We start from the raw sequence: 21,937 nt of genomic DNA on the forward strand, positions 1-21,937 counted from the left end.
CTCATCTATTTCTCTGAGTCGGCACTCGCTGTGCGGCGGCTGCAAGACCCACAAAAAGGAAGGGTGGGGTTCGGGGAGGGAACACTTTCCCTCCCCGACCTTTCAGTGCGCCACGCTGCGCGCCGCCTCCGCGTACCCCACGCGCCGCTCCGGCGGCACCGGATGCCGCCCGGCGACGCGTTCCAGCAGCATCCGCGCATCGCCGGTTTGGCCCGCCTTCATCGCCGCATGCAGGAAGAGCTGTTCGAAGACATCCTGCTGCGCGTGGCTGCCGCCGAGCTGGTACATGCCCTGCAGCGCCGGCCGCATCGCCGCGACCGCACCGGCATGGTCGCCCCGCGCATGCTTCAGCACGGCTTCCGCCACCGGCAGCGCATAGCGGGCGATCAGCGGCCCGTTGGTACCGGCATTGCGGCGCGCCGCGTCGCGCAGCAGAATCCATCAGCCGCCCCGCCGCCGCCCAGCGCCCGGCGCCGCAGAGCGCCATCATCCAGTGCGGCAGGGTGAAGGCCGAGAGCGTGTCGCCGATCCTCGCCTCCGCCTTGTCCGCCAAGCTCCTCCCAGCGATGGCCCGCCTCCACCCCGTGCAGCGACAGCCGGAACAGCATGGAGGCCGCGTTCTGCACGTCGATGTAGAGGTCCGGCTGCGCCTGGGTGACCGGGCTCGCCAGGTTGCGGAAGCGCGTGTCGTACAGCGACAGCACGCCGGCGAAATCGCGCTGCTCCAGGTGGTACATCGCCCGGTGCCACCAGAGATGGTGCGTGATGTTGTTGCCGCCCTCCCAGTGCGGCTCCAGGTCCCTGATCCAGGCGATCCCCTCGCTCCGGCGGCCCTGCATCTCCAGCACATGCGCGACCGCATGCGCCGCCCAGAGGTCGCCGGGGTCGAGCGCGATGGCGGCGCGCCCCGCGGCCTCGGCGATGGTGTAGTTCCCGGCTTCCTCGTTGGCGAAGCTGCGGCAGGCGAGCACGCCGCCATAGCCGGGGATCTCCCGGCTCCAGGCCGGCAGCACCCGCTCGACCGAGGCCAGCATCGTCTCCGGCCGCCCCAGCCAGAAGGCGCAGAAGTGGTGCAGGCGGAAGGCGAGGATGTCGCGCGGGTGCTCGGCCAGGATGCCCTCCCAGGCTGCCAGCGCCCGGTCCATCTCGCCCTCCGACCAGGCCGCCAGGGCGGCGACATGCGCCTGCTCCCGCGGCGTCGCGCGCGCGGTCAGCCGTCTGGCGGTGGCAATCGAGATCCTTCGCCAGCGGCACGAAGTCCTGCTTGTAGCCGAGCAGCAGGAAAGCGGCCTTCAGCGCATGCGCCATGCCGCATTCCGGGTCGGCCGCCAGCAGCGCCTGCATGCGCTGCGACGTGTCGAGAGCGGTAGCCGAGATAGCCGGCGATGGTGTGGTCGAAGGCGCGGGCGGCCTCGGCGCCGGCGGCCGAGATGGCATTGCCTTGGGCGTCCTGCTGCATCGGATTGGTCCTTCCTGCATGGAAGGCCAGGGAGGAAGTATCCTCCCTGGACCCTCCTCTATTTTCCGAGTCCGGCACCCGCCGCGCGGCGAATGCCGACCTCGGGACGACATGCTTTTTCCTCCCCAGCCTTTACGCCTCTGCGCGCTCCGCCAGCCAATGCACGAGCACCGCGACGGCGGCCATCAGATCCCCGGTCTCCATCGCTTCCTCCGGGTTGTGACTCCCGTTACGGTTCCTGACGAGCAGCATGCCCGTCGGCACGCCGGCCGCGGCAAAATTATTCGCGTCATGGCTGCCGGGGCTGTTCAGCCGCGGCGCTTCCAGCCCGGCGCGCGTCGCGGCGGAGGCCAGGCCTTCGATGATCCCCGGGTCCATCGGGCCGGGTGCCGCGGCGCTGCGCTCGCCGAGCGCGATCCGCACGCCGCGCCGCCCCGCGACCTCGGCGACGATCGAGCCGAGCTTCGCCTCCAGCGCCTGCAGATGCGCCGCCGAATAGGCCCGCAGGTCGAGGCTCAGCTCGAACCGGCCGGAGACCATGGTCAGGCTGTGCCGCTCCACCGGCGTGTGGAAGCGGCCGATGGTGACCGCCATGGGGCGGCCTTCGGCTTCCTCCGCCAGCCACATCGCCTCGAGCGCCAGGGCCAGGTCGGCGGCGGCCAGCGCCGCGTCGCGGCGGAAGCGGTGCGGCAGGCCGGTATGCGCGTCCTCGCCGGTGATGCGGATGAAGGGGTGCCGCACGTTGCCGGGATTGGCGAGGCAGATGGCGACCGGCGCCCCGGCTTCCACCAGCTGCGGCGCCTGCTCGATATGCACCTCGAGATAGGCGCCGAGCCGCGCCGGGTCGCGCAGCGGCCGGCCCAGCTTCGCCGGGTCGCCGCCGCAGGCGGCGATGGACTCGGCCAAGGTCAGCCCGGTGCGGGCATGCGGCAGGTCCAGCGCGCCGGGCGGCAGCCGGGCCAGCAGGCAGCGGCTGCCGATCAGGCCGAGGCCGAACCACACCGCCTCCTCGCAGCGCAGCGCCAGCACCTCGATATCCATTCGCGGCCGAATGCCCGCCGCCTGCAGCGCGGCGACCGCGGCGATGCCGGCGACCACCCCCGCCGCGCCGTCGAAATTGCCGCCCTGCACCACGCTGTCGAGATGCGAGCCGATCAGGATGGGCGGCGCATCGGGGTCGGTGCCGGCCCAGCGCAGCGCCAGGTTCGCCCCGGCATCGCGCCGCGCCTCCAGCCCGAGCGCAGCGCCGGCCGCCGCGATCAGCGCCTGCGCCTCGTTCTCGCCCCGGCCATAGGCGTCCCGCGTGATGCCGGGTGGGTCGGCGCCGATGGCGGCGAGGCCGTCCAGCAGCCGCTGCACCAGGGGCGCCTGCGCCGCGACGGCGTCGGCGAGGGTCACAGCCCGATCTCCCGCAGCACCTCCTCGGTATGCTCGCCGAGCGCCGGTGCCGGCACGCTCCAGGGGCCGAGGCCGGGCAGGCGGGGGAAGGGCAGGGTGCCGAGCCCCGGCTGGTCCAGCGGCACCGCGGCGCCGACCGCCTCGGCATGCGGGTCGGCCAGCCAGTCGAGCGGCGTGTTCACGAGGTCGCAGAGCATCCGCACCGCCTGGAAGCGCCGCACCCATTCCGCTGCGGGCTGGGTGGCGGCGGCGGCACGGATTTCCGGCAGCAGGGCGTCGCGGTGCTCGGCCCGCAGCGCGAAGCTGGCGAAGCGCGGGTCGGTCGCCAGCTCCGGCCGGCCGATGATCCCGCAGAGCTGGACGTATTCCGGCTCCCGCAGCAGGGCCACCATGAACCAGCGGCCGTCGCTGCCCTGGTAGGTGCCGGCCGGCAGGTTGGCGGCCGGCGGGACGCGGCCGAGCAGCCCCTGCTCGGCGATGTTGAAGCCCATCAGCGCCGCGGCGCTCTGCATGAGGGAGACGTCGAGCACCCGCGCCCGCGGCGCGGCGCCCGCCACCCGGTCCAGCGCCTGCTCGGCCAGCGCCGCCTGCACCGCGATGAAGGCCGAGAGGCCGGTCACCATGTCCACCGCCATGATCTGGCCGGTGCGGTGCGGCACGCCATCCATGCCGACATTGAGCGAGACCATGCCGCTATAGGCCTGCATCACGCTGTCGGTGCAGGGGCGCTCGGAATGCGGGCCCCGCTGGCCGAAGCCGGAGACGGAGAGGAACACGACATCCGGCTTGCCGGCTTCCGGCACCAGGCCGAGCCGCTTCGCCACGCCGGGGCGGAAGGCCTCGAGCATCACGTCGGCCTTGGCTGCCAGCTTCAGCATGGCGGCGCGCCCGGCCTCAGACTGCAAATCCAGCACCGCGCTGCGCTTGCCGCGGTTGAAGCTGACATGCATGACGCTCTGCGTGCCCTCCCGCGTCGAGAGGCCGCGCGACCAGTCACCGGCGGGCGGCTCGATCTTCACCACCGTCGCGCCGCAGGCGGCGAGCTGGGTCGCGCAATAGGGGCCGGCGATGCCCTGGCTGGCATCCAGCACGAAAAGGCCCCGGTAGGGCTGCAACCTGTCGGCCATGGCGTTTTCCCTCGGGCGTTTCCGCCCCTATCCTGCCCGGAACGGCGCGGAGGGGAAGGGATGTCCGGCAGAGGGATCACGCGGCGGCTCGCCCTGGGCGGGCTGCTGGCGGCGCCGGCGGCCTTCGCGCAGGGCAATGACTGGCCATCGCGGCCCGTCCGCTTCGTCGTCCCTTATCCCCCGGGCGGGCCGACCGACATCCTCGGAAGGGTGGTCGCCGCCCGGCTGGCGCAGGAGCTCGGCCAGCCCATGGTGATCGAGAACCGGGCGGGCGCCTCCGGCGTCATCGGCTCGGAGGTCATCGCCCGGGCGTCAGCGGATGGGCAGTCCTTCCTGATGAACGCATCGATCCATGTGATCATCCCGCATCTCAACCGTGCCATGCCCTTCGATGCGCTGGCCGATTTCACCCCGGTGACCAACATGGCCAGGGTGCCGCTGGTGGCGGTGGTGAACCCCAACCTGCCCGTCCGCAGCATCGCGGAGCTGGTCGCCTACCTGAAGGCCAATCCCGGGCGGGTGTCCTATGCGTCCTCCGGCAATGCCTCGGCGCTGCAGCTGGCGGGGAGATGTTCAAGCTGATGACCGGGACCGAGATGGTGCACGTGCCCTATCGCGGCGCCGGGCCGGCGGTGCAGGACCTGATCGCCGGCAATATCCAGCTGATGTTCGACAGCATCCCCTCCAGCGCCGGCGCGGTCCGGTCCGGGCTGCTGCGGCCGCTGGCCGTCACCACGGCGAGGCGCGTCGCCGCCTACCCGGACCTGCCGACGGTGGCCGAGGCCGGGGTGCCCGGCTTCGACATCGCCACCTGGTATGCCATCTGGGCGCCGCCGAAGACGCCTGCGCCCGTCGTCGGCCGCCTGCAGCAGGCGGTCGCCGCCGCGGTCCGGGTGCCGGAGGTGCGGGAGAAGCTCGCCACCCTGGGCGCCGAGCCGGTGGCCGACACGCCGGAGGAATTCGCCTTGTTCTGTGCCCGCGAATACGACCGCTGGGGACGGCTCGTGCGCGATGCGCGCGTGACGCTGGACTGAAGGCCGTCCTCGATACGGCTGCGGCGTGGCGTGCCGGCCGGAATCCCGACCCTGCCACCAAGACCCATCCCTGGCCGGCGCATCGCCGGCCGCTTCCGAAGAGGCCCTGATGCGCGCCCTGGTCTGCGAAAGCTGGCGTGAATTCGACGCGCTGGAGATGAAGGAGATTCCGCCCCCGCCGATGCGGCCGGGCGGAGTGCGGATCAAGGTCGAGGCCTCGGGCGTCAGCTTCGCCACCCAATTGGTCGTCGCCGGCAAGTACCAGCGCAAGCCGCCGCTGCCTTTCACGCCGGGCACCGAGATCGCCGGGACGGTGATCGGATCCGCCCCTGACGTGGCGAACCCGCTGCCGCCGGGCACCCGGGTCTTCGCCGTGCTCGACTGGGGCGGGCTGGCGGAGGAAGCGGTCGCGGACAGCATCCATGTCGTGCCGATCCCCGCCGGGGCGCCGCTCGACGCCGCCGTTGCCATGCCGATTAGCTACCCGACCGCCGGCTCCGCCCTGATGTGGCGGGCGCGGGTGGAGCCGGGCCAATGGGTGCTGGTGCATGGCGCCGCGGCCGGCGTCGGCCTGGCCGGCGTCGAGATCGCCAAGGCGCTCGGCGCCCGGGTCGTCGCCCGCTGCGGCGCCGACAAGCGGCACGTGCCGGAAAGCCGCGGTGCGGATGTGGTGCTGGACAGCGCGCTGCCCTTCCGCGACTCGGTGCGGGAGGCGACGGGCGGCGCCGGCGTCGCCGCCGTGCTGGACACGCTGGGCGGGCCGGTCTTCGACGACAACCTGCGCTGCCTCGGCGATGGCGGCATGATGGTGACGATCGGCTTTGCTGCCGGCGGCATCCCGACCCTGCCCATCAACCTGCTGCTGCTGAAGAACATCGCCGTCGCCGGGCTGAACTGGGGCACCTATGTCGGCTGGTCGCCGGGAGACAACCGTCATGTCCATGCCACGCGGGCTCGCGCGCTCTGGCAGCAACTGGTCGATTGGTGGGCGGCCGGCGCGCTGCGGCCCGAAGTGCATGCCAGCTTCCCCTGGGACAATCCCGCGCGGCCATGGCCGAGGTGCGCGGCCGCAATGCGGTGGGGCGGGTGGTGCTGCGGCCGGGCGAGGCCTAGCCTGTCGGCATGAGCGATACCGGCGGGGCGCCACCCGCCCCCACGACCGCGCCCGCGAAGAAGGCCGACCCGCGCATGGTTGCGGCCATCGTCGCAAGCGCGCTTTTCATGCAGAACCTCGACAGCAGCGCGGTCGCCACCGCGCTGCCGGCCATGGCACGGGACCTGGCGGTGGAACCGGCCCGGCTCGGCGCCGCCATCACCTCCTACCTGGTCGCGCTCACCGTCTTCATCCCCGTCTCCGGCTGGGTGGCGGACCGGTTCGGCGCCAAGCGCGTCTTCATGACCGCGATCGTGGTCTTCACCCTGGCCTCGGTGCTGTGCGGCCGGGCGACCGGCGTCGCCAAGCTGATCGGCGCCCGCGTCCTGCAGGGCGTCGGCGGGGCGATGATGGTCCCCGTCGCCCGCCTGCTGCTGTTGCGGCAGATCCGCAAGGAGGAGATGCTGAGCGCCATGGCCTGGCTGACCATGCCGGCCATGATCGGGCCGATCAGCGGCCCGCCGCTGGGTGGCTTCCTGACCGATGCCTTCGGCTGGCAATCGGTGTTCCTGATCAACCTCCCGATCGGCGCGCTCGGCCTCGCTCTGGTCGCCTGGAAGATCCCGGCCATCCCGCCCGGCAGTCCCGGCCCGCCGGACCGCACCGGGCTCTTCCTGATCGGCGCGGCGCTCGCGCTGTTCATGTTCGGGCTGGAGACGATCGGCCGCGGCGTGGTGCCGCAGGGGATGCCGCAGGCCGGGCTGGTGCTCGGGCTGATGTTCGGCTGGGCGGCCATCCGGCATTGCCGGCGGGTGGAACGGCCGGCGCTCGATCTCTCGCTGCTGAAGATCCATACCTTCAGCCAGTCCACCCTGGCCGGCACGCTGTTCCGGGTCGGCGCCGGGACCTCGCCCTTCCTGGTGCCGATGCTGCTGCAGGTGGGCTTCGGGAAATCGGCGTCGGAGGCGGGACTGGTCTCCTTCGCCACGGCGCTCGGCGCGCTGGCGATGAAGCCGCTGGCGCGGCCGCTGCTGAAGCGGTTCGGCTTCCGCCGGGCCTTGATCGGCGCCTCCCTGGTGGCCGCGGTGGGGGTGGCCCTGCCCGCGGCCTTCACCCCGGACTGGCCGCTGCCGCTGATCTTCGCCCTGCTGGCGCTGGGCGGGCTGTTCCGCAGCCTGCAATTCACCGCGCTGAACACGCTGGCCTTCGCGGACGTGCCGACCGCGCGGCTCTCGGCCGCGACCAGCTTCGCCGGAACGGCGCAGCAGCTGGCCCCGGCGCTCGGCGTGGTGCTGGCGACGACCTCGCTGGAGGTGAGCGCGATGCTGTCCGGGCATCACGCGCCACAGGTGCACGACTTCGCCATGGCCTTCCTGGTGGCGGCCGTGGTCGTTGCCGCCTCGGCGCCCTTCTTCGCCCGGCTGGCGCCGGATGCGGGGAGGCGGTGAGCGGGCATGGGGTGAAGCGGGTGGCGGCGGAGTGAAGGAAGGTTGGGGAGGGGAAAGTATTCCCTCCCCAAACCCCACCTTTCCTTTTGTGGGTCGGGTGCCGCCCCACAGAAATAGATGAGGGGTCCGGGGAGAATACCTTCTCCCCGGGCTTTTCTTGCTCAGTCCACGATGAAGAGCTTCGCCCCCGTGCGGGTCGAGGAGCGATGCGCCGCATCGCCGAAATCCGAGACCTGGTAGCTGACACCCGACTTCAGGGTGAAGCGCCGGCCGTCGCGCAGCTCGGTCTCCAGCTCGCCCTCGAGCACCAGCAGCACATGGCCGCGGTCGCACCAGTGGTCGGCGAGATAGCCCGGCGTGTACTCGACCATCCGCACCCGCAGGTCGCCGATGTTCAGCGTCCGCCAGATCGCCTCGCCGGTCTCGCCGGGGTGCCGGGTTTCCGGCACGCCCGACCAGTCGGTGACCGTGAAGGGAAGGGTGGGGATCTTCATTCGGCCGGCGCCGCCTGGGGCAGGGCGCGCTGCCGGGTGAAGCGGCGGGCCAGCCCCTCGAAGCCCAGGTAAAGCACCGGGGTCACGAAGAGCGTCAGCATCTGCGAGACGATCAGCCCGCCGATGACCGCGAGGCCGAGCGGCTGGCGCAGCTCGGCCGCGGCGCCCCAGCCGGCGGCGATCGGGACCGCGCCGGCGCCGGCGGCGAGCGTCGTCATCAGGATCGGCCGGAACCGCACGAGGCAGGCGGTACGGACGGCGGCAAAGGGCTCCTCCCCGCCGCGCTGCCGTTGCAGCGCCACGTCGACGATCATGATGGCGTTCTTCTTCACCAGCCCGATCAGCAGCAATACCCCGATCACCGCGATCACCGACAGGTCGAGCCCGAAGAGCCAGAGCGTCAGGAAGGCGCCGAGCGCCGCCGCCGGCAGGCCGGACAGGATGGTCAGCGGGTGGATCAGGCTCTCGTACAGCACGCCGAGCACGACATAGACGATCAGGATGGCGGCCAGAACCAGGGCGCCCTGGCCGGCCAGCGCCTGCTGGAAGACCTGCGCCGCGCCGGAGAAGCCGGTGACGACGGTCGGCGGCAGGCCAAGGTCACGCTCCACCGCGCGGATCGCGTTCACCGCATCGCCCAGTGCCACCCCCGGCGGGGTGTTGAAGCCGATGACCACGGCCGGCAGCTGGCCCTGGTGGCTGACATTGAGGGGGCCGGTGGTGCGCTCGATCCGCGCCACGGCCGAGAGCGGCACCAGCTTGCCGGTGACCGAGCGGAGATAGAGCTTGGCGAGGCCCGTCTCGTCCCGCTGGTCCTCCGGCAGGGCCTCGAGGATGACCTGGTAGGCATTCGCCTGGCCATAGAGGGTCGAGATCTGCCGGCTGCCGAAAGCCGAGAACAGCGCCTGCCGGACATTGTCCACCGAGACGCCGAGCGAGGTGGCGCGGTCGCGGTCGACGTTCACCTGGACCACTGGCGCATCGATCTGCAGGTCGGTGTTGACGTCCTGCAGTTGCGGCAGCTCGACCAGCTTCTTCTCGAGGCGCTGCGCCCAGTCGTAGAGCTCGTCGAGCCGCAGCCCCTGCAGCGTGTAGAGGTAGAGCGTGCGGGTGATGCGGCTGCCGAAATTCAGGTTCTGGATCGGGTTGATGAAGACCCGGAGGCCGGGGATGCGGCTGGCCTCCCGCCGCAGGCTCTGGATGACCTGCTGGATCGGCGGCCGGTCCTGGCGTTCCTTCAGCTCGACGAAGGCGCGGCCCTGGTTGATCGAGATGCTGGGCCCGCCGGCCCCGATGTTCGAGACCACGTTGGTGACGTAGGGGCTGGCCCGCAGGATCTCGGAGAGCCGGCCCTGCATCTGCGCCATCGCGTCGAAGGAGGCGCCGCGCGGTCCTTCGGTGTTGATCACCAGCAGACCGGTATCCTCGACCGGGAAGAAGCCCTTCGGGATGACCACGGCCATGTAGCCCGCGGCACCCAGAGAGGCGAAGAACATCAGCCAGACGACCAGGCGGGATTTCAGGCTCAGGTCGAGCAGCCAGGCATAGCCGCGCTCGACCGCGACGAAGCCCCGCTCCAGCACCCGCTCCAGCCAGGAGGGCTTGGTGTGGGCCGGCAGGCGGGAAGCCATCAGCGGCGTCAGGGTCAGCGAGACGATGCAGGAGGCGACGACCGAGAGGGTGACGGTCGCGGCGAAGGCGTTGAAGACCCGGCCGACCACCCCGCCCATCAGCAGGATCGGCAGGAACACGGCGACCAGCGAGAGGGTGATCGAGAGGACGGTGAAGCCGATCTCCTTGGCGCCGCGGATCGCCGCCGGGATCGGCGCCATGCCCTCCTCGATGTGCCGGACGATGGCTTCCAGCACCACGATGGCATCGTCCACCACAAGGCCGACCGCGATGGTCAGGCCCAGCAGGGTCACGTTGTCGATGCCGTAGCCGAGCGCGTACATCAGGCCGAAGGCGACGCAGAGGCTGATCGGCACGGCGATGGTCGGGATCAGCGTGGCGCTGATCCGCCGGAGAAACAGGAAGCAGACCAGCACCACGAGGCCGATGGCGATCGCCAGGCTCTCCTGCACGTCGTGCACCGCGGCGCGGATCGACTTGGACCGGTCGAGGAAGACCTCGAGCTTGGCGCCGGGCGGCAGCGCGGCGCGCAGCCCGTCGAGGCTGGCGCGGACGCCATCCACCACCTCGACCGTATTGGCGTCCGGCTGGCGCAGCACCGCCAGGACCAGGGCGCGGTCCTCGTTCCGCCAGGCGGCGATGCGGGTATTGGCGACACCATCGGCGACGCTGGCGATCTCGTTCAGCCGGACCGGCGATTGCGGCTTGCCGGCGATGACCAGGTTGCCGAAGGCCGCGGCGTCCTGCGGCTGGTCGTTGGCGCGGAGCGTCAGCTGCTGCCGCTGGCCGTTCAGCACGCCGACGGGGGTGGAGGAATTGGCCTGGGCGATCGACTGCAGCGTGGTGTCGAAGGCCAGCCCCATGGCGGCGGTGCGGTCGGGGTCGAGCCGGACCCGAACGGCGTAGAGCTGCTCGCCGAAGACCTGCACCTGCGCCACGCCGATGACCCGGGACAGCGCCGGGCTGATGATCGTGCTGACGATGTCGTTCAGGTAGTACAGCGGCTTGTCGCCGCCCGAGAGGGTCAGCAGCACCACCGGCGCATCGGCCGGGTTCACCTTGCGGTAGCTGGGCGGCACCAGCATGTCGACCGGCAGGCGGCGCTGCGCCCGGGTCAGCGCCGCCTGCACGTCCTGTGCCGCGGCGTCGATGTTCTTGTTGAGCTGGAACTGGACGGTGATCTGCGAGGTGTCCTGGCCATTGATCGAGGACATGGTGTCCACGCCGGCGATGGTGGACAGCTCGCGTTCCAGCGGCAGGGCGACGCTGGTCGCCATGGTCTCCGGGCTGGCGCCGGGGAAATTGGCGAAGATGGTGATGACCGGGAAGTCGACCCGCGGGACGGCGGCGACCGGCAGCTTGGTGTAGGCCAGCAGGCCGGCGACGATCGCGGCGACCGAGAGCAACCCGGTCATGACCGGGCGGCGGATGCAGAGTTCGGAGATGTTCATCGCGCTGCCCCGGGCCGGCTCAGTTGCTGGAGACGCGCTGCTGCGGCGCGCGCTCGACCGCCTTGGTGCCCTCGGTGACCCGCTGGGCGCCGTCGACGATCACCTTCTCCCCGCCGCCAGCTCGCCCTTCACCACGGCGCGGTCGCCGGTGATGCGCACGAGCTGGACGTTGCGGCGGTGCGCCGCGCCGTCCGGGCCGAGCACGAAGACGAAGCGGCTGTCCTGCCCGGTCTGCAGGGCCGGACCGGCGACCGAGATCGCGTTCTCCTCGTCCCGCGGGACCATGACGACCTGGACATACTGGCCGGGCCAGAGCCGGTGGTCGGCATTATCGAACCGCGCCTTGAGCGCGATGGTGCCGGTGGCGACATCCACCGCGCTGTCGATGAAGACCAGCTTGCCCTCCGCGGGCGGCCGGCTGTCGCCTTCCGCCCGGACCCGCACCATGGCGGTGCCGCGCCGCATCGCGGCGCGGATCTCGGTCAGCCAGCGCTCCGGCACGGAGATTGCACCAGGATGGGATCGAGCTGGGTCAGGGTGGTGATCGCGGTATTCTCCGCCTGGCGGACGAAATTGCCGGCGCGCAGCGGGATGGCGCCGAGCTGGCCGTCGATCTCGGCGGTGATGGTGGAGAAGCCGACATTGACCTTGGCCTGCTCGACCAGCGCCTCGTCCGCCTTCACCTGGGCGGCGGCCGAGGCAGCATCCGACTGCGCCTGCTCGAAGCGCTGCTGGGAGGCGACGCTCTCCCGGCCCAGCTGCTGGTAGCGCAGCAGGTCGGCGGTGTAGCGGGTCAGCAGGGCCCGGTCCTTGATCAGGTTCGCCTCGAATTGCGCCAGCAGGGCGCGATTGAAGCGGCTGTCCTGGATGAAGAGCGGCTGGCCCTTCTTCACCAGCTGGCCTTCCTCGACCAGCACCTGCTCGATCTGGCCATCCACCCGGGCGCGCACGGTGATGACGGATTCCGAGGCGACGATGCCGTTGGCCAGGATCTCGATCGGCACCGGGCCGGCGCGGACCGGGTCGGTGGTGACCGGGACGGCGCCGCCGCCCTGGGCCAGCGCCGCGGCGGCGGGCAGGATGGCCAGCAGGGCCGCGAGCAGGCCGGCCATGGGGGCGCGCCGCAACCGCGGCGACAGGCTTGGCATCATCCGTTCCGTTCCCAAAAGGCCGACCCTGGTCCGCCAGGGCGGGGGCCAAGGCCTGATCCTATACGAAAGAAACCGAAGCGTCCCACGCGGTCGGTCGCACATCCAAACGACCGGACCGGAAAAGCCGGGCTGGAACGCTGCCCGGGCACCAGCAACGACCGTGCCAAAAATATTGACTTATGCCGGTCCTGCAAGGGTTGGCCAGGGTGGCGCGGCATCCGGGTGTCACCTTCGCCGCGCCGCTGTGCCATCCTGCCGGCCGATACCAGCCACGAGGCCGTCCACCCCATGCGCCTGCCGCTCCTGCTGCTTCTCGGCCTGCTGCTCGCCCCGCCGCCGGCGTGGGCCCAGGAATTCGACTTGCCGGGCCTGTCCGGCGATGCCGCCGGCTACCAGCGGGAGCTTGGCCGCCGCTTCCCCGCCGGCGCCACCCCGCAGCAGCGCGCGACCGCCGAGGCCCGCGCGGTGCAGGCCGAGCGCCAGCAGAACTGGGCGGCTGCCGCCCAGGCCTGGGAGGAGCGGGTCGCGGCCGGCGAGGCGCGGCCGGAGCACTGGCTGGCCCTGGCCCGGGCGCTGCTGCAGAAATCCCCGCCCGATCCGGCGCGCGCCCTGCAGGCGGCCTGGGTCAATTTCCAGACCGTGCCCTCCGGCCCGCCCGAGATCGCCGGGCTGCTGGTGATGGCCGAGGCCCTGCAGCGGCTGGACCGCCCGGCGCAGCAGCTGCAGGCGCTGCAGGCGGTGCTGCAGCGGGCGCCGGACAACCCGCGCTACCGGCAGATGCTGGCGGAGGCCCGCCGCGCCGCCGGGCTGCTGGTCGCCGGGATCGATACCGAGCCGGAGGCCGAGCCGGCCCGGGCCTGCCTGCGCTTCACCGTGCCCCTGGCGAAGCGCACCGACTGGCAGCCGCAGGACTGGGTCCGGGCCGAGCCGCCCGTCCCCGGCCTCGCGGTGCTGCGGGAGGGCGAGCAGCTCTGCCTTGCCGGGCTGCCGCATGGGCAGTCCACGCGGGTCGTGCTGCGCGCCGGCCTGCCGGCCGAGGACGGCCTCCGGCTCAACAAGGATGCCGTGCTGCGCATCGCCATGCCCGACCGTGCCGCGCGGATCGTCTTCGACGCCAGCCGCTTCCTGCTGCCGCGCGGCCAGGCGCAGCAGGTCGGGCTCGCCACGGTCAACCTTTCGGCGCTCGCCCTGAAGGTGGTGCGGGTGGGCGAGCGCAACCTGGTGCCCTTCGGCCGCAACACCTGGACGGCGGGGGAGGCGATCTCCGGCTGGGCGGCCGACGACCTCGCGGAAAGCTGGGGCCGCACGGTCTGGGAGGGCCGGGTCGAGCTGCCGGCGCTGCAGCCCAACCGGGTCCAGCGCAGCGCCCTGCCGCTGCCCGAGGCGCTGCGGACCGCCGGCCCTGGCCTCTATGCCCTGATCGCCAGGCCGGCCGACGGCAGCAAGGGCGGGGCGGCGGCGCTGCCGGTCATCGTCACCGACCTCGGGCTCACCGCCTGGCGCGGGCCGCAGGGGCTGGCGGTGCAGGCGCGGGCCTTCGGCGCCGGCCGGCCGCTGGCCGGCGTGCAGGTCCGGCTGCTGGCCGCCTCCAACGACATCCTGGCCGAGGCGGTGACCGAGGCCGACGGCACCGTCCGCTTCGCCGCCCCCTGCTGCGCGGCCAGGGGCCCATGGCGGCCCGGGCGCTGCATGCAACGCTGGGCGACGACCTGGTCGCGCTCGACCTCGACGCCGCGGCCTTCGACCTGTCCGACCGCGGCGCCACCGGCGCGCCGCATCCCGGGCCGCTCGATGCCTTTGCCTGGCTCGACCGCGGCATCTACCGGCCGGGCGAGGTGGTGCAGGCCGCGGTGCTGCTGCGCGACGGCGGCGGCGCACCGGCCGACATCCCGGCCCGGCTGCGGGTGAAGCGGCCCAACGGCAGCATCTTCGCCGAGCAGGTTCCGGCGCGGGCGCCGGGTGCCGCGCTGCTCTGGCCGATCCCGCTGCCCGCCGGCGCCCCGGCCGGAGTCTGGACGCTGGAGGTGCTGGCCGACCCGGCCGCGCCGCCGATCGGCCGCGCCGAGTTCCGCGTCGACGCCTTCGTCCCCGAGCGGCTGGAGGTGACCGCCGGCCCGGCCCCTCGACCATTGGTGCCCGGCCAGCCTCTGGCGGTGCCCCTCGCCGCGCGCTTCCTCTATGGCGCGCCCGGCGCCGGCCTCACCGGCAGCGCCGAGCTGCGGCTGCAGGCCCAGCGGTCGCCCTTCGCTCAGCACAAGGACTATGTCTTCGGCCTGGTGGACGAGGATCCGCCCCCGACCTGATCCCCTTCGAGATCGAGCCGCTCGATGCCAGGGGCAGGGCAGCCTGACCCTCGCCTTGCCACGGGTGCCCGACACCACCCGGCCGCTGGACGCGGAGCTTGCCATCGCCATCGACGAGCCGGGCGGCCGCGCCTCCCGCACCACGCTGACCCTGCCGGTCCGCGCCGCCAACCGCCTGATCGGGGTGAAGCCGCTCTTCGCCGAGCTCGCGGTGGATGCCGGGGCGGAGGCGGGGTTCGAGGTCATCGCCCTCGACGGCGACGCCAGGCCCGTGGCGGCGCGGCTGCGCGCCCGGCTGGTGCGGGAGCGGCCCGACTGGCGCGTCGTCACCCGCGCCGGCCAGGCCCGCTACGAGACGGTCTGGCGCGACGAGGCGGTGGACAGCGCCGATCTCGCCGTGACCGCCGCCGCCCCGGCCCGCTTCGCCCGCGCGCTGCCCTTCGGCCGCTACCGGCTGGAGGTGGCCGAGCCCGGCGGGATGGCGATCACCTCCATCCGCTTCCGCGCGGGCTGGGCGGGCGGCGAGACGGCGGAGGTGCCGGACAAGGTCGACGTCGCCGCCGACCGCCGGGCCTATGCCCCGGGCGCGGTGGCGCGGCTCCGCATCACCCCGCCCTTCTCCGGCCCCGCCAGCCTCGCGGTGCTGACCGACCGCCTCGTCTCGATCCGCGAGATCGAGGTCGCCGAGGGCGGGACGGAGGTGGAGGTCCCGGTGGACGCGGCCTGGGGGCCGGGCGCCTATGTCGCCGTCACCGCCTTCCGCCCCGGCGAGGCGCGCCAGGGACATCCCGGCCGGGCGCTCGGCCTCGCCTGGCTGCAGGTCGATCCCGGCTCCCGCCGGATCGAGGTGGCGATCGGCACGCCGGACCGCGTCCGCCCGTCCCGCAAGCTGGAGGTGCCGGTCCGGCTGACCGGGGCGGGGAGGGGGCGACCCTCACCCTCGCCGCGGTGGACGAGGGCATCCTGCGCCTCACCCGCTTCGCCTCGCCCGACCCGGTCGGGCACTTCATGGGCAAGCGCCGGCTCGGCACCGACATCCGCGACGACTACGGCAGGCTGATCCCGCCGCCCGAGGGCGAGGCGGCGGTGCTGCGCCAGGGCGGCGACGAATTCGCCATGGCGGCGATCGACGTGCCGCAACGGACCGTGGCGCTCTTCTCCGGCCCGGTCGCGGTGGCACCGGACGGGACCGCGACGGTCACGCTCGACCTGCCCGACTTCGCCGGAGAGCTGCGGCTGATGGCCGTCGCCTGGGCCGGCGAGCGGATCGGCGCAGCGGCGAGGCCGCTGACCGTCCGCGACCCGGTGGTGGCGGAGGCGCTGCTGCCCCGCTTCCTCGCGCCCGGCGACGAGGCGCGGCTGCCGGTGCTGCTGCACAACCTCGACCTGCCGGCGGGTGAGGTGAGCGCGACCCTTTCGGCCGAGGGCGCGATCGCGCTCGCCGGCCCGGCCCGGCTGGCGGCGACGCTCGCGCCCAATGCCCGCGCCCTGCCGGCCAGCGCCCTCCGCGCCGCCGGCGCCGGGGAGGGCGTGCTGCGCCTCGCCATCGCCGGGCCGGACGGCTTCACCGCGACGCGGGAGGCGCGGATCACCGTCCGCTCCTCCCGCCCCGTCACCACCGAGGTCGCGGCGCAGGAGATCCCGCCAGGCGCCGAGCGGCCGCTGCGGCTCGATCCCGCGCGCTGGGTCGCCGGGACCTGGCTGGCCTCGGCCGGCTTCGGCGGGCCGGTGCGCTACGACGCAGCCGGCATGCTGCGCCAGCTCGAGCGCTATCCCTATGGCTGCCTCGAGCAATCCGCCTCCCAGCTGCTCGCCTTCGCGCTGATGCCCGGCCTCGGCGAGGCCGCCGAGGCGCGCGCCGCGCGGCTGCAGCGCGCGGCCGAGGCGGTGCTCGGCAAGCAGCGCTTCGACGGCAGCTTCGGCCTCTGGTCGGCCCAGGGCGAGCCGGAGTGGTGGACGGGTGCCTACGCTGTGGAGGCCCTGCTGCGCGCCCGCGCCGCCGGCGCCGCCATCCCCGACGCGGCGCTCGACCAGGCATTGCAGGCAACCGCCGAGCAGGCCGAGGACGTCTCGCCCGACCGGGCGGAGGAGTTCGCGGCGCAGGCCTATCGGGTCCATGTGCTGTCGCTCGGCGGCAGGCCGCGCCTCGGCGCGGCGCGGCGGCTACTGGAGCAGCTCGACGAGTTGCCGACGCCGCTGGCGAAGGCGCAACTCGGCGCCGCCTTCGCCCGGGCCGGAGACCGGCCGCGCGCCGAGCAGGCCTTCGCCGCCGCGCTCGCCGCCCCAACGCGGCAGGCCTGGCTCTATGACTACGGCAGCGCGGCGCGGGATGCCCTGGCCGTCGCGGTGCTGCTGAAGGAGAGCGGCCTGCTGCCCGACCGCCTGCCCGAGGCCATCGGCCGGCTGCCGGGGCCGGAGCTGGCGCCGGCGCTGGCCAATACCCAGGAACAGGCCTGGGCAGTCGCCGCCGCGGCGGCGCTGGGGCGCGACGGACGCCCGGTGCGGGTCGCGGTGAACGGAGGGGCGGAGCCGCCGGCGCCGCAGGTCGCGGTGCCGCTATCCGCCGCGGGCGTGGCGCGCAACCTCGGCGAGGCGCCGCTCTGGGCCAGCGTCTCGGTCACCGGCATCCCGGCCCAGCCGGCGCCAGCCGGGCGGGCGGGGATGCGGATCGGCCGGAAGTTCCTCGACCTCGCGGGCCAGCCGCTGAACCTCGATACGCTGCGGCAGGAACCAGGTCTTCGTCCTGCTGCTGGAAGGCCGGGCCGAGAGCGGCCAGGCGCAGCGGGCCATCGTCCAGCAGGGGCTGCCGGCGGGCTGGGAGATCGTCGGAAGGCTGGCGGCGGGGGAGGTGGCGGGGATGCCCTGGCTCGGCACGCTGAGCGAGACCCTGGCGGCGCCGGCGCTCGATGACCGCTTCGCCGCGGCGCTCGACCTGACCCCGGATGCGCCCGAGTTCCGCCTCGCGGTGCGGCTGCGCGCGGTGACGGCCGGGCGGTTCGAGCTGCCGGGGGCGCAGGTGGAGGACATGTACCGGCCGGCGATGTTTGCCCGGCAGAATGGCGGCCGCGTCGCCGTGCTGCCGGTGGACTGAGGAAGGCAGGCCATGCCGCCGACCATCCCCGGGCCGGGCCCCCGCTGGCGGGACAGGCTCGCCTGCCGGCCCGCGGGCGGCGGCGCCCTGCCGGCCGGTTCCCGGCGCGGGACGCCGCCCGGCAGCCGTCGCGCCCGGCCTGCCCTGCTGGCGGGGGCGGCGGTGGTCGCCACCGCCCTCGGCCTCGTCGCCCTCGACCGCCTCGCCCCGCCCGACCTGTCGCGCCTGCGCGCGGTGGGCACCGAGGTGCTCGACCGCGAGGGCCGCACCCTCTCGGTCCTGCCCGCCCCGGGCGGCACCTGGCGGCTGGCCACCACCACCGCCGAGGTGCCGCCGCATCTCCTCGCCATGCTGGTCGCCGCCGAGGATCGTCGCTTCCGCTCGCATCCCGGCGTCGATCCGATCGCGCTCGGTCGCGCCGCGCTGCAATGGGCCCGCACCGGGCGCGTGGTCTCCGGCGGCTCGACCCTGACCATGCAGGCCGCCCGGCTGCTGGAGCCGCGGCCGCGGACCCTGCGGAGCAAGGCGGTCGAGGTGCTGCGCGCCCTGCAGCTGGAAGCGCGTTTCTCGAAGGACGAGATCCTCGGCATCTGGCTGACCCTGGCGCCGATGGGCGGCAACCTCGAGGGCGTGCGGGCCGGGTCGCTCGCCTGGTTCGGCCGGCCGGCGGCGCGGCTCGACCCGGCCGAGGCGGCGCTGCTGGTCGCCATTCCGCGCCGGCCCGAGGCGCTGCGGCCCGACCGCCACCCCGAGGCCGCCCGCGCCGCGCGCGATGCCCTGCTGGCCCGCCGCGCCGCCGGGGTGCCGGGGATCGGGCCGGAGGACCTGGCCGCCGCCGCGCCGGTGCCGCTGGCCCGGTTGCCGATGCCGCGCCTGGCGCCGCACCTGGCGCGGAAGCTGGCGCGCGGGGCGGAGGGGGCGCGCATTGCCAGCACGCTCGACCTTCCCTTGCAGCGGGCGGCGGAGGAGATCGCCGCCGCGGCGCTGCGCGACCTGCCCGACCGCGCCTCCCTCGCCCTGGTCGTCGCCGAGCTGCGCGGGCGGGAGGTGCGCGCCCTGGTCGGCGGCGAGTTCGGCGCCGCGGGGCGGGCCGGGTCGCTCGACCTGACGCGGGCGGTGCGCTCGCCCGGCTCGGCGCTGAAGCCCGCCTTGTACGCCCTGGCCTTCGAGGCCGGGCTGGCCGCGCCCGAGACCCTGCTGGCCGACCTGCCGCGGCGCTTCGGCGCCTATGCGCCGGAGAATATCGACCGCGGCTTCGCCGGGCGGATCACCGTGGCGGATGCGCTGCGGCAATCGCTGAACCTGCCGGCGGTGGCGCTGCTGTCGGAGCTCGGCCCTTTCCGCTTCGCCGCGGCGCTGAAGCTGGCGGGCTGCCCGCCGACGGCTGCCGCCGGGGGCCGATCCGTCGCTGCCGCTGGCCCTCGGCGGGATGGGGACGACGCTGCGGGAGCTGGCGGCGCTCTATGCCGCGCTCGGCGATGGCGGGGCCGGGGCGGCGCTGCGGCTCACGCCCGGCCCGGCCGAGGCACGGCGTCCGGCCTTCGAGCCGCGCGCCGCCCGGCTGGCGGCCGCCGTGCTGGTGCAGCCCTTCCCCATGGGCGGGCCGCCGGGGATCGCCTGGAAGACCGGCACGAGCTGGGGCGGGCGGGACGCCTGGGCGATGGGGTTCGATGCCCGCCACGTGGTCGGCGTCTGGATCGGCCGGCCGGATGGCACGCCATTGCCGGGGGCGACCGGCGCGCGCACCGCCCTGCCGGTCCTGGCGCGGGTCTTCGAGCGGCTGCCGGCGGCGCCGCGCGAGGGGCTGCCGGTGCGGGCGACCGCGCCTGCCCAGGCCGAGGCGCTCGACCGGCTGCGCCTGACCTTCCCGCCGCCCGGCGCCGTGCTGGGCGAGAGCGCCGCGCATGTCACGCTGCGCGCCGCCGGTGGCCAGCGGCCGCTGACCTTCCTGGTGGACGGCCAGCCTGTCGCGACCGAACCGGCCCGGCGCGAGGCGGCCTGGACGCCGCCCGGCCCGGGCTTCTATCGGGTGACGGTGCTGGACGCCGCGGGTGCCGCGGCACGGGCGGAGGTCAGGGTGCGGTGACGATCCTCTATGTCGATGGCGATGCCTGCCCGGTGCGGGAGGAGGTCTTCCGGGTCGCGACCCGGCTGGCCCTCCCGGTGAAGGTGGTCAGCAACGGCAGCCGCCCGGTGCGGCCGCCCGGCCTGCCCAATGTCGAGATGGTGCTGGTGCCGGAAGGCGCGGACGCGGCCGATGACTGGATCGCCGAGCGGGCGGCGCGGGGCGATGTCTGCATCACCGCCGACATCCCGCTGGCCTCCCGCTGCCTCGCCAAGGGGGCACGGGCGATCGGCTTCAAGGGGCGGCCCTGGACGCCGGACAACATCGGCGGGGCGCTGGCCGGGCGGGCGGTCTCGGCCGAGATGCGGGAGCGCGGCATGCAGACCGGCGGCCCGGCGCCGCTGACCCAGGCCGACCGGTCGCGCTTCCTCTCGGCGCTGGATGCCGAGATCGCCGCGGCGAAGCGGGACAAGGCGGCGCCGCCGCCGCGGGCCTGGGTGAGCTTCGAGTAGGGTTGGGAAGGAAAGATAGTCTCTTCCCGAAGCACGCATTCGCTAGGTGGCAGTTGCCGGACTCATAAAGCCAGATGAATGGGTCCGGGGGAGAATACCCTCTCCCCCGGCCTTCTACCGTGCCGGCGCTTCGGGCGCCGGCACCGGCGCATTCGGCGCCAGCTGCTTCGACATGGCGTTGAGGTCGCGTAGCTGCTGCGCGTCGCGGGCGGCCGGATTGGCGACGCCGGCGGAGCGTTGCTGCTGTTCCAGCGCGCCGCGATGGGTCTGCGCCCCGCCGGACGCCCTGGCCACCAGCCTGACCGGTCGTGCCGGCCCCGGCGGCGGCGCTTCCCCCGCCGGGTGGCGGGGTGCTCGGCTGGCCCATGCCGAGCGAGCCCGGATTGGTGCCGCCATTGACGCCGCCGCGGCCCATGCCCGCCGCGGCGCCGGCCCCGCCGGCAGTCCCGGCCGAGGTGCCCGCGGCCCCGCCCGATGCGCCACCCGACGCGCCGCCGCCGCCCCCGCCACCGCCCCCGCCCCCGCCCCCTGGGCCATGGCGCCGGAGGCGAGCAGCAGGCCGAGGCCCATGGTCGAAGCGAGGAGACGGAAGCGGGTCATGCGCGGGCATCCTTCGATCGGGTCCATCGCAACGCGCGGGCCCGCCGTGGGATCACCCCGGGCGGCTCAGCCGCAGCCCTGGCGGTCCAGCCGGTCGCGCGCCAGGCCGATGGAGACGCGCGCCCGGGCCAGCGCCCGGCCGAGCCGGTCGGCGCTGGCCTCGGACCGCGCCTGCTCAGCAAGGCCCGCCGCCTCCCGCGCCTGCTCGGCCGCCCGGCGGCAGCCGCAGCCCTCGAAGCGCCCGGTCGCCTCGGCCAGCGCCGCCGCGGCGGCCTCGGCGGCGTCGCGGCCGGGCAGCAGCTCGGCCGCCGCGATCCCCGCCTGCAGCTGCCGGTCGGCGCTGCGCAACGCCTCCAGCCCCAGGCCGAAGCCGCAGCGCGGCGCCTGGGCCGCGGCGAGGCGCGGCCAGCAGCAGGGCGAGGGCGAGGCGGCGGATCATGCCCAGCCGCAGGCCGCGAGCGCCGCCCGCATATGCGGCGGCGGCGGGGCCACCGCGCTGCGCGGCGGCTCGAGCGGCAGGGCGATGGCGCGCGCCAGCAGGTGCAGCCGGCCCTCGCCGCCGCCATAGCGCGCATCGCCGAGGATCGGGCAGCCGAGATGGGCGCAGTGGACGCGGAGCTGGTGGGTCCGGCCGGTCCGCGGCCGCAGCTCCAGCCAGGTGAGGCCCTCGGCCTGGCCCAGCACCCGCCAGGCGGTGCGGGCCGGCTGGCCGGCCGGATCGACCGCCATCCACCAGCCCTCCTTGGCGGTGCTGTGCTTGAGGAGCGGGGCGTCCACTACCCCTCCGGCCGTGGCGGGGTGCCGCGGACCACGGCCCAGTAGGTCTTCTCCGCCCGGCCCGCGGCGAAGATTGCGCCGAGCGCGGCCAGCATCGGCTTGGTCCGGCCGAGCACGAGGCAGCCGGCGGTGTCGCTGTCCAGCCGGTGCGCCGGCTGCGGCAGGCGCTTCTTGCCCATGGCCAGGGTGGGCAGCCAGTCCTCGATGGAGGCGCCGCCGCGCGGGCCACGATGCACCGGCAGGCCCGCGGGCTTGTCGAGGATCAGCACCTGCGGGTCCTGGTGCAGCAACCGGGCGAGCGG

General features: G+C 74.2%; 21 protein-coding genes and 3 pseudogenes. 11 read left to right on the top strand and 13 right to left on the bottom strand.

The features are described 5' to 3' along the window. Positions 1–102: 102 nt before the first annotated feature. From ACQ86J_RS26810 to ACQ86J_RS26830, 5 genes are all read right to left on the bottom strand, one after another. Positions 103–366, bottom strand: a complete 264-nt coding sequence (locus tag ACQ86J_RS26810) for a hypothetical protein (protein WP_431267928.1) — start codon at positions 364–366, stop codon at positions 103–105. 20 nt (positions 367–386) lie between these two features. Beyond that, entirely contained in the window at positions 387–1,145 is a 759-nt protein-coding gene (locus ACQ86J_RS26815; protein WP_431267929.1) for a hypothetical protein, read from the bottom strand. Positions 1,146–1,210: 65 nt separating this feature from the next. Next, on the bottom strand, positions 1,211–1,459 hold the full coding sequence (locus ACQ86J_RS26820) for a hypothetical protein (RefSeq protein ID WP_431267930.1): 249 nt from the start codon (positions 1,457–1,459) through the stop codon (positions 1,211–1,213). 132 nt (positions 1,460–1,591) lie between these two features. Next, positions 1,592–2,857 (bottom strand): hydantoinase/carbamoylase family amidase, encoded by a 1,266-nt coding sequence (locus tag ACQ86J_RS26825; protein ID WP_431267931.1) that lies wholly within the window; start codon positions 2,855–2,857, stop codon positions 1,592–1,594. Beyond that, positions 2,854–3,984 (bottom strand): CaiB/BaiF CoA transferase family protein, encoded by a 1,131-nt coding sequence (locus tag ACQ86J_RS26830; RefSeq protein ID WP_431267932.1) that lies wholly within the window; start codon positions 3,982–3,984, stop codon positions 2,854–2,856. The genes ACQ86J_RS26825 and ACQ86J_RS26830 overlap by 4 nt, the downstream gene beginning before the upstream one ends. Positions 3,985–4,233: 249 nt before the next feature. On the opposite strand from ACQ86J_RS26830, the pseudogene ACQ86J_RS26835 reads away from it, so the two are divergent. From ACQ86J_RS26835 to ACQ86J_RS26845, 3 genes and pseudogenes are all read left to right on the top strand, one after another. Next, positions 4,234–5,018: pseudogene (locus tag ACQ86J_RS26835) on the top strand (tripartite tricarboxylate transporter substrate binding protein). Between the two features lie 109 nt (positions 5,019–5,127). Further along, positions 5,128–6,144: an NADPH:quinone oxidoreductase family protein gene (locus ACQ86J_RS26840; protein ID WP_431267933.1), complete on the top strand. Its 1,017-nt coding sequence runs from the start codon at positions 5,128–5,130 to the stop codon at positions 6,142–6,144. Further along, complete coding sequence (locus tag ACQ86J_RS26845) at positions 6,141–7,559, top strand: MDR family MFS transporter (RefSeq protein WP_431267934.1); 1,419 nt, start codon at positions 6,141–6,143, stop codon at positions 7,557–7,559. Before ACQ86J_RS26840 ends, ACQ86J_RS26845 begins: the two co-directional genes overlap by 4 nt. A gap of 161 nt (positions 7,560–7,720) precedes the next feature. Here the strand turns inward: ACQ86J_RS26845 and ACQ86J_RS26850 are convergent, their stop codons facing one another. The 4 genes from ACQ86J_RS26850 to ACQ86J_RS26865 all read right to left on the bottom strand — a co-directional run bounded on the left by ACQ86J_RS26850 (position 7,721) and on the right by ACQ86J_RS26865 (position 12,248). Next, on the bottom strand, positions 7,721–8,053 hold the full coding sequence (locus ACQ86J_RS26850) for a DHCW motif cupin fold protein (RefSeq protein WP_431267935.1): 333 nt from the start codon (positions 8,051–8,053) through the stop codon (positions 7,721–7,723). Further along, complete coding sequence (locus ACQ86J_RS26855) at positions 8,050–11,136, bottom strand: efflux RND transporter permease subunit (RefSeq protein ID WP_431267936.1); 3,087 nt, start codon at positions 11,134–11,136, stop codon at positions 8,050–8,052. The genes ACQ86J_RS26850 and ACQ86J_RS26855 overlap by 4 nt, the downstream gene beginning before the upstream one ends. 99 nt (positions 11,137–11,235) lie before the next feature. Next, entirely contained in the window at positions 11,236–11,637 is a 402-nt protein-coding gene (locus ACQ86J_RS26860; protein ID WP_431267937.1) for an efflux RND transporter periplasmic adaptor subunit, read from the bottom strand. After that, a complete protein-coding gene (locus ACQ86J_RS26865; RefSeq protein WP_431267938.1) occupies positions 11,619–12,248 on the bottom strand; it encodes an efflux RND transporter periplasmic adaptor subunit in 630 nt (209 codons plus the stop codon). The genes ACQ86J_RS26860 and ACQ86J_RS26865 overlap by 19 nt, the downstream gene beginning before the upstream one ends. A gap of 327 nt (positions 12,249–12,575) precedes the next feature. On the opposite strand from ACQ86J_RS26865, the gene ACQ86J_RS26870 reads away from it, so the two are divergent. The 8 genes and pseudogenes from ACQ86J_RS26870 to ACQ86J_RS26905 form a co-directional block, all read left to right on the top strand. Beyond that, entirely contained in the window at positions 12,576–14,195 is a 1,620-nt protein-coding gene (locus ACQ86J_RS26870) for a hypothetical protein (protein WP_431267939.1), read from the top strand. Continuing rightward, positions 14,123–14,590: an MG2 domain-containing protein gene (locus ACQ86J_RS26875; RefSeq protein WP_431267940.1), complete on the top strand. Its 468-nt coding sequence runs from the start codon at positions 14,123–14,125 to the stop codon at positions 14,588–14,590. Before ACQ86J_RS26870 ends, ACQ86J_RS26875 begins: the two co-directional genes overlap by 73 nt. A 64-nt stretch (positions 14,591–14,654) precedes the next feature. Continuing rightward, positions 14,655–15,650, top strand: a complete 996-nt coding sequence (locus tag ACQ86J_RS26880) for a hypothetical protein (RefSeq protein WP_431267941.1) — start codon at positions 14,655–14,657, stop codon at positions 15,648–15,650. After that, complete coding sequence (locus tag ACQ86J_RS26885) at positions 15,539–17,500, top strand: alpha-2-macroglobulin family protein (protein WP_431267942.1); 1,962 nt, start codon at positions 15,539–15,541, stop codon at positions 17,498–17,500. Before ACQ86J_RS26880 ends, ACQ86J_RS26885 begins: the two co-directional genes overlap by 112 nt. Next, positions 17,412–17,681 carry a hypothetical protein gene (locus tag ACQ86J_RS26890; protein WP_431272543.1) on the top strand — a complete coding sequence of 90 codons (270 nt, stop codon included), beginning with the start codon at positions 17,412–17,414 and terminating at the stop codon, positions 17,679–17,681. Before ACQ86J_RS26885 ends, ACQ86J_RS26890 begins: the two co-directional genes overlap by 89 nt. Positions 17,682–18,029: 348 nt before the next feature. After that, positions 18,030–18,986: pseudogene (locus ACQ86J_RS26895) on the top strand (transglycosylase domain-containing protein); the annotation flags it as partial. 355 nt (positions 18,987–19,341) lie between these two features. Beyond that, a complete protein-coding gene (locus tag ACQ86J_RS26900) occupies positions 19,342–19,767 on the top strand; it encodes a hypothetical protein (protein ID WP_431272544.1) in 426 nt (141 codons plus the stop codon). A 65-nt stretch (positions 19,768–19,832) separates the two neighbouring features. Further along, a pseudogene (locus tag ACQ86J_RS26905) lies at positions 19,833–20,258 on the top strand (YaiI/YqxD family protein); the annotation flags it as partial. Between the two features lie 114 nt (positions 20,259–20,372). Here ACQ86J_RS26905 and ACQ86J_RS26910 read toward each other — a convergent pair. From ACQ86J_RS26910 to ACQ86J_RS26925, 4 genes are all read right to left on the bottom strand, one after another. Then, a complete protein-coding gene (locus tag ACQ86J_RS26910) occupies positions 20,373–20,858 on the bottom strand; it encodes a hypothetical protein (RefSeq protein ID WP_431267943.1) in 486 nt (161 codons plus the stop codon). A 66-nt stretch (positions 20,859–20,924) separates the two neighbouring features. Then, complete coding sequence (locus ACQ86J_RS26915; RefSeq protein ID WP_431267944.1) at positions 20,925–21,206, bottom strand: hypothetical protein; 282 nt, start codon at positions 21,204–21,206, stop codon at positions 20,925–20,927. Between the two features lie 87 nt (positions 21,207–21,293). Next, positions 21,294–21,635 carry a pseudouridine synthase gene (locus ACQ86J_RS26920; protein ID WP_431267945.1) on the bottom strand — a complete coding sequence of 114 codons (342 nt, stop codon included), beginning with the start codon at positions 21,633–21,635 and terminating at the stop codon, positions 21,294–21,296. Further along, on the bottom strand, positions 21,635–21,925 hold the full coding sequence (locus tag ACQ86J_RS26925) for a pseudouridine synthase (RefSeq protein ID WP_431267946.1): 291 nt from the start codon (positions 21,923–21,925) through the stop codon (positions 21,635–21,637). Before ACQ86J_RS26925 ends, ACQ86J_RS26920 begins: the two co-directional genes overlap by 1 nt. Positions 21,926–21,937 lie beyond the last annotated feature (12 nt).

The organism is Dankookia sp. P2 (genome assembly GCF_050632255.1).
In the GTDB taxonomy this organism is placed as follows: domain Bacteria; phylum Pseudomonadota; class Alphaproteobacteria; order Acetobacterales; family Acetobacteraceae; genus Paracraurococcus.

What these genes read in the sequence shown, in the direction of transcription:
- ACQ86J_RS26815 (WP_431267929.1), bottom strand. Translation starts at nt 1,145, where the DNA reads ATGGACCGGGCGCTGGCAGCCTGGGAGGGCATCCTGGCCGAGCACCCG.
- ACQ86J_RS26870 (WP_431267939.1), top strand. Translation starts at nt 12,576, where the DNA reads ATGCGCCTGCCGCTCCTGCTGCTTCTCGGCCTGCTGCTCGCCCCGCCG.
- ACQ86J_RS26845 (WP_431267934.1), top strand. Translation starts at nt 6,141, where the DNA reads ATGAGCGATACCGGCGGGGCGCCACCCGCCCCCACGACCGCGCCCGCG.
- ACQ86J_RS26850 (WP_431267935.1), bottom strand. Translation starts at nt 8,053, where the DNA reads ATGAAGATCCCCACCCTTCCCTTCACGGTCACCGACTGGTCGGGCGTG.
- ACQ86J_RS26820 (WP_431267930.1), bottom strand. Translation starts at nt 1,459, where the DNA reads ATGCAGCAGGACGCCCAAGGCAATGCCATCTCGGCCGCCGGCGCCGAG.
- ACQ86J_RS26910 (WP_431267943.1), bottom strand. Translation starts at nt 20,858, where the DNA reads ATGACCCGCTTCCGTCTCCTCGCTTCGACCATGGGCCTCGGCCTGCTG.
- ACQ86J_RS26840 (WP_431267933.1), top strand. Translation starts at nt 5,128, where the DNA reads ATGCGCGCCCTGGTCTGCGAAAGCTGGCGTGAATTCGACGCGCTGGAG.
- ACQ86J_RS26900 (WP_431272544.1), top strand. Translation starts at nt 19,342, where the DNA reads ATGGGGTTCGATGCCCGCCACGTGGTCGGCGTCTGGATCGGCCGGCCG.
- ACQ86J_RS26865 (WP_431267938.1), bottom strand. Translation starts at nt 12,248, where the DNA reads ATGGCCGGCCTGCTCGCGGCCCTGCTGGCCATCCTGCCCGCCGCCGCG.
- ACQ86J_RS26855 (WP_431267936.1), bottom strand. Translation starts at nt 11,136, where the DNA reads ATGAACATCTCCGAACTCTGCATCCGCCGCCCGGTCATGACCGGGTTG.
- ACQ86J_RS26830 (WP_431267932.1), bottom strand. Translation starts at nt 3,984, where the DNA reads ATGGCCGACAGGTTGCAGCCCTACCGGGGCCTTTTCGTGCTGGATGCC.